This window comes from Pseudomonas sp. L-22-4S-12 (assembly GCF_009799935.1).
In the GTDB taxonomy this organism is placed as follows: domain Bacteria; phylum Pseudomonadota; class Gammaproteobacteria; order Pseudomonadales; family Pseudomonadaceae; genus Aquipseudomonas.
The window spans coordinates 205411-219408 of the sequence record NZ_WELL01000002.1 but is presented as its reverse complement, the minus strand read 5'-3'; the positions used below and the strand labels follow the sequence as shown (position 1 = coordinate 219408).

12 protein-coding genes and 1 pseudogene are annotated in these 13998 nt (G+C 67.7%); 3 read left to right on the top strand and 10 right to left on the bottom strand.

Translation table 11 applies throughout. The annotated features are described in order from the left end of the window. Positions 1-23: 23 nt before the first annotated feature. From F3I16_RS07575 to dinG, 8 genes are all read right to left on the bottom strand, one after another. Positions 24-1169, bottom strand: a complete 1146-nt coding sequence (locus tag F3I16_RS07575) for a serine hydrolase domain-containing protein (protein WP_160493119.1) — start codon at positions 1167-1169, stop codon at positions 24-26. Between the two features lie 103 nt (positions 1170-1272). Then, a complete protein-coding gene (locus tag F3I16_RS07570) occupies positions 1273-3555 on the bottom strand; it encodes a beta-galactosidase (RefSeq protein WP_160493118.1) in 2283 nt (760 codons plus the stop codon). Positions 3556-3636: 81 nt separating this feature from the next. Beyond that, a complete protein-coding gene (locus tag F3I16_RS07565) occupies positions 3637-4755 on the bottom strand; it encodes a glycosyltransferase family 1 protein (RefSeq protein ID WP_160493117.1) in 1119 nt (372 codons plus the stop codon). Further along, entirely contained in the window at positions 4755-5468 is a 714-nt protein-coding gene (locus F3I16_RS07560; protein WP_160493116.1) for a hypothetical protein, read from the bottom strand. The genes F3I16_RS07565 and F3I16_RS07560 overlap by 1 nt, the downstream gene beginning before the upstream one ends. Beyond that, positions 5465-6460, bottom strand: coding sequence for a hypothetical protein (locus tag F3I16_RS07555; RefSeq protein ID WP_160493115.1), 996 nt, complete (start codon positions 6458-6460; stop codon positions 5465-5467). The genes F3I16_RS07560 and F3I16_RS07555 overlap by 4 nt, the downstream gene beginning before the upstream one ends. Before the next feature lie 28 nt (positions 6461-6488). Continuing rightward, a complete protein-coding gene (locus tag F3I16_RS07550; RefSeq protein ID WP_160493114.1) occupies positions 6489-7511 on the bottom strand; it encodes a glycosyltransferase family 2 protein in 1023 nt (340 codons plus the stop codon). Between the two features lie 115 nt (positions 7512-7626). Then, complete coding sequence (locus F3I16_RS07545) at positions 7627-8463, bottom strand: SDR family NAD(P)-dependent oxidoreductase (protein WP_160493113.1); 837 nt, start codon at positions 8461-8463, stop codon at positions 7627-7629. Between the two features lie 24 nt (positions 8464-8487). Continuing rightward, on the bottom strand, positions 8488-10635 hold the full coding sequence (gene dinG, locus F3I16_RS07540; RefSeq protein ID WP_160493112.1) for an ATP-dependent DNA helicase DinG: 2148 nt from the start codon (positions 10633-10635) through the stop codon (positions 8488-8490). 93 nt (positions 10636-10728) lie between these two features. On the opposite strand from dinG, the gene F3I16_RS07535 reads away from it, so the two are divergent. Continuing rightward, entirely contained in the window at positions 10729-11193 is a 465-nt protein-coding gene (locus F3I16_RS07535) for a CopD family protein (protein WP_160493111.1), read from the top strand. Between the two features lie 167 nt (positions 11194-11360). Here F3I16_RS07535 and F3I16_RS07530 read toward each other — a convergent pair whose 3' ends face one another. Together F3I16_RS07530 and F3I16_RS21170 are read right to left on the bottom strand one after the other, a co-directional pair. Next, entirely contained in the window at positions 11361-12095 is a 735-nt protein-coding gene (locus F3I16_RS07530; RefSeq protein ID WP_160493110.1) for an OmpA family protein, read from the bottom strand. Between the two features lie 119 nt (positions 12096-12214). Beyond that, positions 12215-12571, bottom strand: a pseudogene (locus F3I16_RS21170) (OmpA family protein); the annotation flags it as partial. A 431-nt stretch (positions 12572-13002) separates the two neighbouring features. Here F3I16_RS21170 and F3I16_RS07520 point away from each other — a divergent pair. Together F3I16_RS07520 and F3I16_RS07515 are read left to right on the top strand one after the other, a co-directional pair. Continuing rightward, on the top strand, positions 13003-13500 hold the full coding sequence (locus tag F3I16_RS07520) for a DUF6231 family protein (RefSeq protein WP_160493108.1): 498 nt from the start codon (positions 13003-13005) through the stop codon (positions 13498-13500). Positions 13501-13504: 4 nt separating this feature from the next. Continuing rightward, the gene (locus F3I16_RS07515; RefSeq protein ID WP_160493107.1) at positions 13505-13972 is read left to right on the top strand and encodes a YchJ family protein; all 468 of its coding nucleotides are present in this window, start codon (positions 13505-13507) and stop codon (positions 13970-13972) included. The last annotated feature ends 26 nt before the right edge of the window (positions 13973-13998 follow it).

Genomic DNA, 13998 nt, shown 5'->3' with positions numbered 1-13998 from the left:
GTCGGGTATCCACGAAACGGGGTTCAAAGGCATTGGCCCAGCGCTCGCGCCAGTTTCTGCGCGCGCGGGTCCATCAATACATAGGGGCCGAGGCTGTTGGTGACGAAACCGAAGGCGACTTCGCGCTCGGGGTCGGCAAAGCCCACCGAGCCGCCCGCGCCGGGGTGGCCGAAGGCCTTGCGCCCGAGGCCATAGGTGGCGTTGGCCACCTCGGCCTGGTCGAGCATGCAGCCCAGGCCCAGACGGGTCCGGGTGAGCAGGGTTAGGTCCTCGCCGCAGGCGTGTTCGCGGGTCATCTCGTTGAGCAGTTCGGCTTCGAGCAGGCGACCATCCAGCAGGCCGGCATAAAAGCCGGCCAGCGAACGGGCATGGCCGTGGCCATTGGCTGCGGGTTGCTGCATGCGCCGCCACTCGGGTTTGTTGGTGCTGGTAAGAATAGACGGCGGATTGGCAAAAGCCCGTGTGCTCATCGCCGTCGGCTCGCTCATCATGCAGCGCAGCAGGCGCTGTGCGGCGGCATCGCCCAGTTCGCCCTTCTTGCGCGCGATATGGGCGACCCGGGCGAATTCGCTGTCGGCCAGGCCGACATGGAAATCCAGGCCCAGGGGCCTGGCGATGCGCGCGGCGATGGACTCGCCGGGGCCGCGGCCATCGATGCGCCGCAGCACTTCCCCGATCAGCCAGCCGTAGGTGATGGCCGCGTAGCCATGGCCTGCACCGGGCGTCCACCAGGGCTGTTCGTTGGCCAGGGCCGTGGTCATCTGCGCCCAGTCGTACAGGGCTTCGGCCGGCAGCAGCTCGCGCAGGGCCGGCAGGCCGGCGGTGTGGGCCAGCAGCTGGCGCGTGGTGATGCGCGCCTTGCCGGCCGCGGCGAACTCCGGCCAGTAGTGCGCCACCGGCACGTCCAGGTCGAGCTTGCCCTCGCCGACCAGCTGCAGGGCAGCCACCGCGGCAAAGGTCTTGGTGCAGGAAAACAGGTTGAGGATGGTGTCGCTGTGCCAGGCCTGCTCGCCGTCCTTGTCGGCCACGCCGGCCCACAGGTCGACCACGGTGTCCCCGCCGATCTGCACGCACAGGGCGGCGCCACGTTCCTGGGGATCGTTGAACAACTCGGCGAAGGCGTCTTTCAGCGCTTCGAAACGCAGGTCGAAATGGCCCTGGATCTGCAACCTGATACTCCTCGGTCAGACTGGCCGGCATTGTTCCAGCCGCAGCCGCGCATGTGAATCCTGACGCTTCAGCCAGCGCCGTCGGTCAGACCAACGGTGCCCCTCAAAGTTGCGGCGCAGTCGGCGCCGGGCTGGCCTTGAGCAGTTTCGCGGCAACCTGCAGGTTGGCCTTGCGCACCGCCTCGACGAAGCCCTGCCAGGGCCGGTCGGTGATGCCGAGCAGGCCGAGGTGGCCGTTCTCGCCATCGAGCAGGCGCCCGCTGACCGGTTGATCGAGGTACTGGAACCAGTGCACGCCGACGATGCTCGGCTCTTCCAGGGCCTTGTCGAGGAAGTGTGCATAGGCCGGGCCGCGTTCCTCTTCCTTGTACACCTCGCTGACCCCGCCCCAGAACGGGCCGCGGTCACGCGAGCCGAAATGGAACTCGCTGATCAGCAGCGGCTTGTCCAGCGCGCGCAGGGTGGCGAAGTCGTAACCGTGCTGCGGTTCGCGGGTGTAGAAGTTGAAGCTCATGACATCGCAGTACTGGGCGCAGGCGGCAATCGCCTCCGGCGTGCTGATGGCGAAACGGCCGCCCAGCAGCATGTGGTTGGGCGCGTGCCACTTCAGCGAGTCGGCGATGGTCTTGAAATAGGTGTCGGCGAACAGACGCTGGAAGTTCTGCAGGTCGACCTCGATCTGCGGGTGCTCGGCGCTCGGCAGCGGCGCCTCGAAACCCGGGTCCTCCATCAGCTCCCAGGCGTTCAGCTGGATGCCCCAGGCCTTGGACAGGCCGTTCTGGTTGCGGTACTTGTCGCGCAGCAGCTTGAGGAAGGCGCGCTTGGCCGGCACATCGGTGGTCAGGCGCAGGGTGTTGTAGGCCAGGGCATAGCGCGCCTTTGCATCGCTGCCGGGCGAGGCCCAGGCCAGTTCGTTGTCGGCGAAGAAACCGAGCAGCCAGGGGTCGTCGCGGCGGTCGCGGCTGGCGATGGCGATGGCCCGTTCGGCGGCCATGGCGAAGCGCGGGTCGAACGGGTCGGGCACCCCGCCCCACCAGTCGAGACCGGTGCTGATGGTGGCGTAATCGCCGGAGATCGACAGCGGCACCGTGTAGGGCATGCGCTGGGCCGCGCCGAGGGTGTCGTCGCTCCAGTTGCCGAGGGTGTTGAAGCCCCAGGCCTGCAGGCGGTCGAGGCTGTGCGCGGTCCAGCGCGCCGCATCCAGGCCGGCGGGCGGGCATGCGCTAGCCTGCTGCTCGGCCGGGGCCGGCGAGGCGGCCAGCGGCGGCGTGACCACCGGCGGGCACGGCTGGGCGTAACTGCGCTGCAGGTTGGCCTGGTAGAAATCGAACCAGCGCCCCTGGGCGAAGTCGCGGCCCCGGTTGGCACCGGTGGCGCTGCGGCTGTCGCTCTTGCCGTAGTAACGGGCCAGTTCTTCGCCGTCCTTGGGCAAGGCGCTGAACATCGCTTCGCGGCCTTCGACATAGGTGCGGCTCTGCCAGGCACTGACCGCATTGACCCCGAGGGAATAGAACGGATGCCCCTCCGGGGTCACCAGATACCAACGGCCGGCCTGCTTCTCGGTGCGGAAGAAGCCCTTGGCCTCGAACTGCGGGCCTTGCAGCAGGCCGCCGAAGCGGTCCTGGTTCGGCCGCTTCTGCAGCCAGGCCTGCAACTGCGCCTGTTCGCGACTGGCGGCCTCGCGCAACTGCTGGTCGCTGCCGATCTTCTCCGGCCAGTGGCCGCGGCTGTATTGGCCCCAGGCATCGATGATGCCGTGGTAGGCGGCCTGCTGCGCGGCATCCGCCGCCTGCACGCCGAAGCGGCCGAGCAGCACGCTCTGCGGCGCACTCGGGCGCTCCAGGGACAGGCTGACCGAGCTGACCTGGGCCGCGTTCAGCTCGCCACTCACGGTTTCCGCCAGCAGGATGCGCTGGCCGTTGACGCTGATCGGCATCGGCGGGCCGGCGCGCATGCCGCGGGCCAGCGGCGAGCTGGCCGCCAGCGGCACCAGCAGGGTCTGCGCCGGGCCGGCCGGCAGGGCGATGCGGCTGTGCAGGAGCTTGCCGTCGCGGCTGGCGATTTGCACATCGAGGGTGATCGCCCAATCCATCGCGTTCTGGATGCGCAGGCTCATGGCACCGCTCTGCGACCAGTCCCAGTCGCCGCTCTGCGGCGTCAGCCTGAGGGTCGGCCGCTCGGCGGCATTGAACAGCACGCGGCGCAGCACCTCGCCTTCGGCGGTGGGCTCGGCGGTCAGTTGCGGCAGGCTGGCCTGCTCGGTGCTGACTTGCACGGCATCCAGCGGGCGCACGAAGTTGAACAGGGTCTGCGGTTCCGCCGGGGCGGCAACAACGGGAAGGGTCAGCAACAGGGCAAAGGCGGCAGGCAACGAGCGGCGAATCATGTGACAGCACTCCGAAACGACGCGCCAGTAGACAACAGGTCGGGCGCCTGATGCCAGCCCGACTTTATTCCGGGTAGCGCTCTACCCCGCCCGTTGCGTCACCGTGCCGGCCACGTCCAGCAGGCAATCGACCCAGGCCTCCAGGCGCCGCCGGGCATGGTGCAGGCCAGCATCATCCGGCTCGCCCGCGCCGGCCGCGAGCAGGCGCCGGCTAGCCGCCGCCAGTTGCTCGGCAAACTGCGGCGCATCGCCACGCCAGACCAGCACCTCGTGGCGCAGCCCCAGCTCGGCGGCGCGCCGGGCATTGCTCAGCTGCTCCGGCTGATCGCTGACCAGCAGCAGGATCGGCCGCCGGTAGACCTGCGCCACCGACAGCGCGGCCATGCCCGGCGCCGAGATGATCAGCGCGCTGTGCGCCGCCGCGTCGATCCAGCGCGGGTCTCGCGCCAGCCAGCCGGGCCGTTCGGCATAGCCCTCGGCCACCCGCAGGCTGGCCAGGCCGGCCTGCGCCAGGCCCTGCTCCAGGCCAGCGGCCAGGGCCGGGTCGCGAAAGTGCGGGTTGAGGTAGACCGCCGCGCAAGACGGCGGCAAGGCCGCCGGGCGCTCTGCCAGGGCCACCGGAGTCGGCAGCTCGAAACTGGCCGGCGCGCTTTCGCGGGCCTCGGCATAGGCGAAATCATGCTGCAACCGGGCCCGCGCACGCACGAGTTCGAAGCCGATGGCCGCGGCGAAGGCGCGCGCCAGCCAGCCGGGCAGGCGCCCGTGGAAATTGTCCTGCAGGGCCTGGCGCAGGCTGGCGCCATACACATGGACGATCTTGCGCCGCCAGACCGGCAGGCAGCCCATCACCAGCAGCGCCGGGTGGAAGGAATCGTTGACCAACAGGTCGACGCGGGCCAGGCGCCGGCGCAGCCGCCAGATATCGCGCAGCATGCGGCGCGGGTCGAACAGGTAGCGGGCGACGGTGCGGTCGGTCGCCCCGCGCTGCATGTTCTGCTGCTCGTCGAACTGTACGGCATAGTGCCGCGACAGCACCTCGGCGGCGATGCCGAACTCGGCGAGGAAGGCCACGCCCGCGTCGGAGGTGGTCAGCAGCTCCACCTCGGCGCCACGCTCGCCCAGGGCCCGGGCGAGCAGCTGGGCACGCATCAGGTGGCCGCGGGCATCGGCGGTGGCCAGGTAGAGAATCCGCGTGGCCATCAGTGGCTCCAAGCGGCACGCAGGCGCAAGGCGACGCCGGCCAGGTACAGGCCCAGGGCGCCGCTGACGCCCCAGGCGCGGTCCACCGCGCGGGCCTCGGCCAGCATCTGCTGCAGGCGCGGCAACTCATGTTCGGCCACGCTGAGGCCGAGGGTGCGCATGCACATGCGCACATGCTTGCGCTCGTCGTCGAGCACGCGACCGAGCAGGCCCTGCAGCGGATGCTCGGCCGGCAGCACCGCGCAATGGCGACTCAGCACCCGCTCGGCCATCTGCTCGGCGCACAGGCCGATGGCATAGGCCGGCACCAGCAGGCCCTGCTGGAAATGCGCGGCATGCCGGCGGGCGATACGCTGCCAGCGGCGGATCTTGGCCTGACTCAGGCGATCGGGGCGCAGCTCGCTGGGCGGCTGCATGCCGCGTTCGCGCAGGGCCGCGGCGAACAGCGCGCTGTGTTCCTGTTCCTCCAGCAAGTGCTGCCGCACCTGGCGCTCCAGCCAGGCCGGCGGACTGGCCAGCAGCTCATGCTGCAGGGTCTGCTCCGTCGCCTCTTCGCCGATCAGGTAAATGCGCAGCAACAGCAGCTCGCCGGCGCAGCTGGCATGCAGCTGGCGCAGGGCGGCGCGCTTGATGCGGTCGACCAGGAAGGCCTGCAGGCGTGGCCAGCCGCGCAGCTGCGGCGCGGCGAACAGGGCCAGGGGCACGACGCTCATGGCGCCGCGTCGTGCTGCTGGGCGCTGAGGACCAGGCCGATGAAGCTGTCCTGGAGGAATGCCTGGGCCACCGCGCCGGCTTGCGGGTAATCGATCCGCTGGCCGCGATAGCTCAGGTAGCCCTTGCCCTCCTGCGCGCCGAGCAGCAGTTTCTCGTATTTGCTGAAGCCCTCGGCCTGCAGCGGCTGCAGCAGCGCGACCCGCTCCAGGCCGAAGAGGAACAGGTCGCGGCGGATCACCGACAGCGGCAGGCGGCTGCGCAGGGCCTGCAGCTCCAGGGTCCAGCTGCCGCCGTGCAGGGTCTTGGCCAGCTCGGCATGGCCGCCCGGCACATGCAGGCTGGCGCGCAATGCCGGCAGCGCGGCCGGCCCCACGCCTAGGGCAATGGTGATGTCGGCATACTCGGCCTTGGCCGCCTCGACCCGGTTGTCGCGCACCTGGACGAACTGCTTGGCCAGCCGGGCCGCGGTCGAGGGCGAGCTCAGCACCTGCAGGGCATGGTCCTGGTGCAGCAGGGTCTGGCGCTTGCCTTGCACCTCAGCCTCCACCCGGTACGCATCGATGCGCACCTCGCGCAGATCGCCCGCCACCGGCGCATGGGCGTGCAGGCTGGTGCTCCACGCCTGGCCCTCCTTGCTGATCAGCAGATGCAGGCTGACCGGCACCACCTGGCCATTCTGCGCCCGCGCCTGGCCATGCAGCAGCACATCGGCGATGACGGTCTCATCGGCGTAATCCTGGCCGTTGCGCAGCACCAGGGTCTTGCCCGCGCCGTCCAGCCGCGCGCGGGTATGGCCATCGTCCAGGGCGATACGATTGCAGTCGCTCAGCGGCGTGGCAGTGGTGGCCAGGGGACAACCGCTGGCGCTGGCGAACTGGAACACGCCGCGGCCGCCGAACTCCTCGGCCTGGGCGAAGCCGCTGCCCAGACCCAGGGCCAGCAGCACGGCCAGCAGGGGGAAAACAAGACGAGAGGTCGAAGATGCGTTCACGGTAATCCCTTCCGTTAACCAGGGGCGCTCAGGCCCGGTGATAGGACAGCGCCTGGGCATCGGCCGCCGTGCGCCCCAGGGTATTGATGCCGACGCCGCGTGCCAGCGCGCCCGCCATGTCGACCAGGGAGAACGCCAGGATCAGGCCCCGGGCGCCCAGCCCACGCAGGCCATGCAGGGCCGGCAGGCCCTGGTGATTGAGCGCGCGCTGGCTGAAGTACAGGCGCGCCAGGAGGATGCTTAGCGGCGCCAGCGGACCGCTGTGGGCCAGCCATTGCCAGCGTTGTGGCAGGTAGGCGCGCAGCAGGTAGGGGGTCAGGCCGACCGAGTCCTGGCCACGCATCCAGCGCAGCTTGAGGGCCTCGCCGCGGGTATCCGGCAGACGGTGCTCGGTATGCGCCGCCGCGGCATAGTGCAGGGCGATACCGGCGGCCTGCAGGTTGAGGCCGAGCACCTGGCAATGGGCGCGATACACGCCGTCCAGGGCCTGATAGGCATGCTCGGCGAACACCTCGCGGCGAAATACCACGTTGTTGGCGTAGAAGTTGCGCGTGGCGCCGGCGGCCAGCGGGCTGGGGAAGTACATGAAATCGATGGTGGTCAGCGCCGTGCCGGTCAGGCTGCTGCTGTAGCTGGTGCGCCCGGCCACCACCGCCGGCGGCTGCTCGGCGCACAGCGGCAGGAGCAGTTGCTCCAGCCAGTCGGCAGCCGGGATGCAGTCGGCGTCGGCGAACACCACGTGGTCGCAGCGCTCAGCCTGCAGCGCGGCAAAACCGAGGTTCTTCGCCGCGTAGTAGCCGGTCTGCGCATCGATCGGGACGAACTGCAGCGACAACCCGGCGGCCTGGGCCAGTTCCTCGCACACGGCCTCGGGCAGGCCGTCATGGGTCACCACCACCTGGGCCAGTCGCGTCAGCGGCAGGCTTTGCCCTTTCAGGTGCTGGAACAGGCGACCGAGGCTGACGGCCACCCGCTGCAGGTCGGCGCCGCCGCGCAGGTTGTTGGTTTCCAGTACCAGGGCCGTGCGCGCGGCCAGCTCATTCAGGTTCATCCTTGCTCCCGGGCTGCCAGCGCAGCCAAAACTTCGTTCATGTCCGATCGGACTGCGCGCAGATTAGCAGCCCGTGGCCGTCGCCGGCTTGGCGCAAGTCACAGGCCGGCGGCATCTAGATGGTCGAGCGTTTCATGCGGTCGAGCCAGCGATCCGGCAGCAGACGGTTGAGTACGCGGAACAGCTTGGCCGGCACCGTCACCGGGTAGCGGGTGCGCGGCACGCGGCGCTGCAGCGCCTGCAGGACCACTTCGGCCACCGCCTGGGCCGGCAGGGTGTACTTGACTGCCGCGCCCTCCTTGGCCAGGCGTTCCTCCATCTGCGCATAGGCCGCGACATGCACGCCCTGGCTGGTATCCACATGCTTGCCCAGGGCCAGCAGGCTGTTGGCACGAAAACGCGCGATGATCGGGCCGGGCTCGATCAATACCGCCTCGATACCGCTGCCGGTGAGTTCCAGGCGCAGGGTATCGACCAGGCCTTCGATGGCGAACTTGGAGGCGTTGTAGGCGCCGCGCAGCGGCAAGGCGGCATAGCCCAGCACCGAACTGTTGAACAGGATGCGGCCGTGGCCCTGGCGGCGCATCACCGGCAGCACCGCGGCGGTCAGCTCGGCCGGGCCGAACACGTTGGTCTCGAACTGCTCGCGCCAGGCAGCCCGCGGCAGGTCCTCGATGGCGCCGGGCTGGCCGTAGCCGCCGTTGTTGAACAGGGCATCGAGGCGGCCGTCGGTCTGCGCCAGCACCGCCGCCAGCGCACTGTGGATGCTGGCCGGGTCGCTCAGGTCGAGCTGCACGGCGTTGAAGCCCTCGGCCTGCAGGCGAGCGACATCCGCGGCATGCCGCGCCGAGGCGAAGACCCGCCAACCCGCGGCGCGGCAGGCCACGGCGGTGGCATAACCGATGCCCGTTGAGCAACCGGTGATCAGAATGGAACCGCAAAGCTCGGGCACTGAGCTTTCTCCTAGGCGATGGGGTTAGCTGATTTCCCGGCGAAAGGGCGGCAAGGCATTGAGGATCGCCTTGCCATAGCGCTGGGTCACCACGCGCCGATCCAGCAGGGTGATGGTGCCGCGGTCCTCTTCGGTACGCAGCAGGCGACCGCAGGCCTGCACCAGCTTGAGCGAGGCATCCGGCACGGCGATTTCCATGAACGGGTTGCCGCCGCGCGCCTCGATCCACTCGGCCAGCGCCGCTTCCACCGGATCGTCCGGCACGGCGAAGGGAATCTTGGCGATCACCACGTGCTCGCAATAGGCACCAGGCAGGTCGACGCCCTCGGCGAAGCTGGCCAGGCCGAACAGCACGCTCTCCTCGCCGCTGTCGACCCGTGCCTTGTGCTTGTTCAGGGTCTCCTGCTTGGACAAGTTGCCCTGGATAAACACGCGCTTGCGCCAGTCGCGGTCGAGGCCGTCGAACACGTCCTGCATCTGCTTGCGCGAGGAAAACAGCACCAGGGTGCCGCGCGAGCCGGCCACCAGATTGGCCAGGTCGCGGATGATCGCCGCGGTGTGCGCCGCCGCATCGCGCGGATCGGCCTTGAGGTCGGGCACCTTGAGCACCCCGGCATCGGCATGCAGGAAAGGACTGGGCACCACCGCGGTGACCGCCGCCTTGGGCAGGCCGGCACGCATGCGGAAGCGGTCGAAGCTGTTCAGCGCGGTCAGCGTGGCCGAGGTCACCAGGGCACCGTAGGCGACGTTCCACAGATTGCGGCGCAGGGTTTCGGCAGCGAGTATCGGGCTGGCATTGACCTCGATATCGAACAGCGCGCCACCCTCGGCCAGGGTCAGCCAGCGCGCCATGGGCGGGCTGTCCTCCGGGTCCTCGACGGTGAAGGCGGTCCACAGCTCCCAGTTGCCCTGGGCGCGGGCTAGCAGGCTGCCAAACAGCGGGTACCACTCCTCGGCCTGGCCGCTGGAGATGCCCACGCCGCTGGCCTCGTCGTCCATCGCCTGCTTGAGCAGTTCGGTGAGGCGGGTGAACACGTCGGTCAGTTGCGAGAAGCCTTTCTTCAGCTCGATGCCCAGCTCGCGCAGATGTTCCGGTACCAGGCCGCCGACGAAGCGGTGACGCGGGCGCTCGCGGCCTTCCATGTCCTCGCCGGCCTTGAAGTCGGCCAGCTGCTCGCAGGCGCTGAACATGAATTGCTGCTGTGTCCTGAGCTCCCTTGCCATCTCCGGCACTTTCTCGATCAGCCGGCCGAGGTCGCCGGGCAGCGGGTGCTGTGCCAGCAGCTTGGTCAGGTTCTTCTCCACCTGGCCGAGCCAGTCGGCGGTGCTGCGCAGGCGGGTGAAGTGGGCGAAATGGCCAATGGCCTTGTCCGGCAGGTGGTGGCCCTCGTCGAACACGTAGAGGGTTTCGCGCGGATCGGGCAGCACCGCGCCGCCGCCCAGGGCCAGGTCGGCCAGGACCATGTCGTGGTTGGTGACGATCACGTCGACCTTGGTCATGCCCTCGCGCGCCTTGTAGAAGGCGCACTGCCCGAAGTTCGGGCAATGGCGGTTGGTGCACTGGCTGTGGTCGGTGGTCAGGCGGCTCCACACCGCATCGTCGAGCTCCTCGCTCCAGCTGTCGCGGTCGCCGTCCCAACGATTGCCGGCGAGTTTCTCGATCATCCCGGTAAACAGCTTCTGGCTGCTCTCGTCGACATCCAGGCGGAATCCCTCTTCGGCAAACATCTGCGCGGTGGCGCCCTGGGCCTCGCCTTCCTGCAGCAGCATGTCGAGCTTGGACAGGCACAGGTAGCGGCCACGGCCCTTGGCCAGGGCGAAGCTGAAGTTGAGGCCGCTGTTGCGCAGCAGGTCCGGCAGGTCCTTATGCACGATCTGCTCCTGCAAGGCCACGGTCGCGGTGGCGATCACCAGGCGCTTGCCGGCGGCCTTGGCGATGGGAATCGAGGCCAGGGCATAGGCCACGGTCTTGCCGGTACCGGTACCCGCCTCCACCGCCACCACGGCGGCCTCGCCGTCGCGCTGGCCTTCGTCGTTATGCTGGATAGTGCCGAGCACCTTGGCGATCTCGGCGATCATCAGGCGCTGGCCATAGCGCGGCTTGAGGCTCTTGGCTTCGAGGAAACGGCTGTAGGCGCCCTGGATCTGGGACTTGAGTTCGGGACTGAGCATGGGCGCGCAATAGAGACTGGATAAATTCTCAGTAGTTTACCGGCAGGTTATGATGCCGCGCCATGCTTAAGCGCCCCTTATACGGAGAACCCGATGACTGCCTTCGCCGCCATTTACACCCTGCACCTGCTGGCCGCCCTGATCTGGGTCGGCGGCATGTTCTTCGCCTGGATGATCCTCCGCCCCGCCGCAGTCAGCGTGCTCGAGGCGCCGGCACGCCTGACCCTGTGGGCCGAGGTGTTCCGCCGCTTCTTCCAGTGGGTGTGGCTCGCCGTGCTGCTGTTGCCGGTATCCGGCATGGGCCTGCTGCACCTGCGCTTCGCCGGCTTCGAGACCGCACCGCGCTACGTGCACATCATGATCGGCCTGTATATCGCCATGCTCGCGCTGTTCCTGCGCATCCAGTTCCTCCAGTTGCCGGAGCTGCGCCGTGCCATAGCGGCACAGAACTGGCCAGTAGGCGGTGAGACGCTTGGACGTATCCGCAAGCTGGTGGGCATCAACCTGCTGATCGGCCTGGCTCTGGTGGCGATCGCCGGTCTGCGGCCGACACTCTGAAGCAGAGCCTGGCACCGACCAGCGGCTGCAACAGGACTACGAGGCCCGAACGAGGCCGAAGGAAACTTGAAGGGAACCCTGTGTCACCCGCAATCCAGGTGACACAGGAGAACTGCACTCCCATAGGCGGCGCGGGCACACGCCTGGCTTACGTTTTCAACGGCCGGCTAGGGTTGTGCCTCAACCGCGGCCTCTACCCGACGGTTGATCGCTCGACCTTCGTCGGTATTGTTGTCGGCAACCGGCTGCGACTCGCCATGCCCCACGGACGACACCCGACCACTCTCCACCCCGTACTGGTTGACCAGCACATCGCGCACGGCATTGGCACGGCGTTCGGACAAGCCCTGGTTGTAGGCATCGGTACCGACAGAATCGGTGTGCCCCTCAACCACGGTGGAGGTTTGCGGGTATTGCTTCATGAAGTCGGCCAGGCTCTGGATGTCGGCGAAGCTGCCTTCCTTGACCACGGATTTGTCGAAATCGAACTTCACGTCCAGTTCGACGCGCACCGGATCGCTTACCTCGACAACCGGCGCCACGGGCTCCTCGCCGCTCGGATAGACCGGCAACGGGCAGCCGTTGTGCCGAACGGGGGTATTGGCTGGGGTATCGGGGCAACGGTCACGCCGGTCGAATACGCCATCGCCGTCTGCGTCGCCATCTTGGGCGTAGCACACCAGGGTTCCGATGACCGCACCGGCCACCGCACCTCCTGCTGCCCAGGCTGAACTCTCGATTGCGCCAAGACCGCCGCCGGCCAGGCCGCCAATCGCCGTACAAATGGGCCAGTTCCCTTGGTTGAGCGGCGCATCTCCCGTACTGGAAGTCGTGACGCAACCAGAAAGAACACTGCTGACCAAGAGAAGGGGTACTGCAGCCCTTGAGAGTCTTGTTCTCATGGCGGTGATCTCCTGTGTCACCGGTTGATTACCGGTAACACAGGAGTAAAGACCCGTCCCCCTAAGTGTACAAGCCGGTAGTCACTGACACGTCGGTGAACACAGGCAAGGGGAAGGGATCATTCCGGACGGGCTTCGACCTCGGCCTCAACGCGGCGGTTGATGGCGCGACCGTCACTGGTGGCGTTGTCGGCAACCGGGCGGCTCTCGCCATAACCGGCAGCATTGACGCGATCCGGCGACAGGCCGTACTGATTGACCAGCACGTCACGCACGGCATTGGCACGACGCTCGGACAGACCCTGGTTGTAGGCATCGGTACCCACGGAGTCAGTGTGACCTTCAACCACGGTGGTGGTCTGCGGATACTGGCTCATGAAGTCGGCCAGGGCCTTGATATCGCCTTGGCTCTCTTCCTTGACGGCTGCCTTGTCGAAATCGAACTTCACATCCAGCTCGACACGCACCGGCTCGGCAGGCTCTGCCACGACTTCCTCGACTACGGCCTCTTCGACTACAGCGACCTGCTCCTCGGCACCATGCACCCAGCAGTACGCCGCTGCCATGCCTGCACCAACCACAGCACCGCCACCCGCCCAAGCGGAGCTTTCAATCGCCCCCAGAGCAGCGCCACCCACACCGCCAACGGCCGCGCAGGTAGGCCAATCGGTTTTCTGCAGGCCGGAGCAACCAGTCAACAGGCCGCTTGCCAACAACAGGGGTACAGCTTTCCTTGTAATGCTCATTTTTTGCTCTCCTGTAATAATCGGCACCAAACCGACACTCAAGTAGTAAAGACAGCTGTTTTACAATCCGCCAGCTATTAGGAAACTACACTGACCCATGTCATTACTAGGCCATTTCCATGCGGCAGGTTAGTCTTTACCTACAAGTTCGGAATTTGGCAATGACTGACAGACTTTCCACCCGCACGCCGCAGCAGGCGCTGGCCGCTCTGCTCGAACACCACGCCCCGCAGCGCCTACTGCTGATTGGCGCCAGCCATCTGCCGGCACTGGAGGCCTTCCGGGCCGCCCACCCCGCGAGTGAGGTCGCTACTGCCGCTGCCGGCGCCCTGCCGGCCGAGCTGGCGGCGCAGCGCTTCGATCTGGCCCTGGTGGTCGACTGCCTGGAGCACCTGCCCAAGCGCACCGCCCTGGAACTGCTCGGCGGCATCCGCAACCTCAACGCCAGCCGGATCGCCGTGCTGGTCGACCTGCAGGCCTGCGACTGGCAGGAAACCGACTTCTTCGCCCTGGCCCTGCAAAACAGCGAGAGCTTCCAGCGCGACGAACAGACCCTGCGCCTGTTCACCTACGACCTGCGCGACTACAAGCAGGTGCCGGACTGGCTCAACGCCAAGTTCTGGGCCAACCCGGAAAACTTCGGCAAGTACTGGTGGTAAAGCCATGAGCCAGACTTGCCCCTGCGGCAGCGGCAACCTTCTGGAACAATGCTGCGGGCGCTACCACGCCGGCACCCCGGCACCCAGCGCGCAGAGCCTGATGCGTTCGCGCTACAGCGCCTATGTTCTGGGGCTGGTCGACTACCTGATCGCCACCACCCTGCCCGCCCAACAGGCCGCTCTGGACCGCTCCACCATCAGCGCCTGGAGCCTGGGCAGCACCTGGCTCGGTCTGGAGGTGGAAAGTGCCGAACTGCTCGGTGGCCAGCCCGAACATGCCTTCGTCACCTTCACGGCCCACTGGCACGATGACGGCGGCGAGCACAGCCACCGCGAACGCTCGGCCTTCGTCCAGCACGCCGGGCGCTGGTATTTCATCGACCCTACCGTGCCGCTCAAGGCCGGTCGCAACGATCCCTGCCCCTGCGCCAGCGGCGAGAAATTCAAGAAGTGCTGCGCGCCCTACCTGTGAACTGAACGGGCCCGCATGCAGCGGGC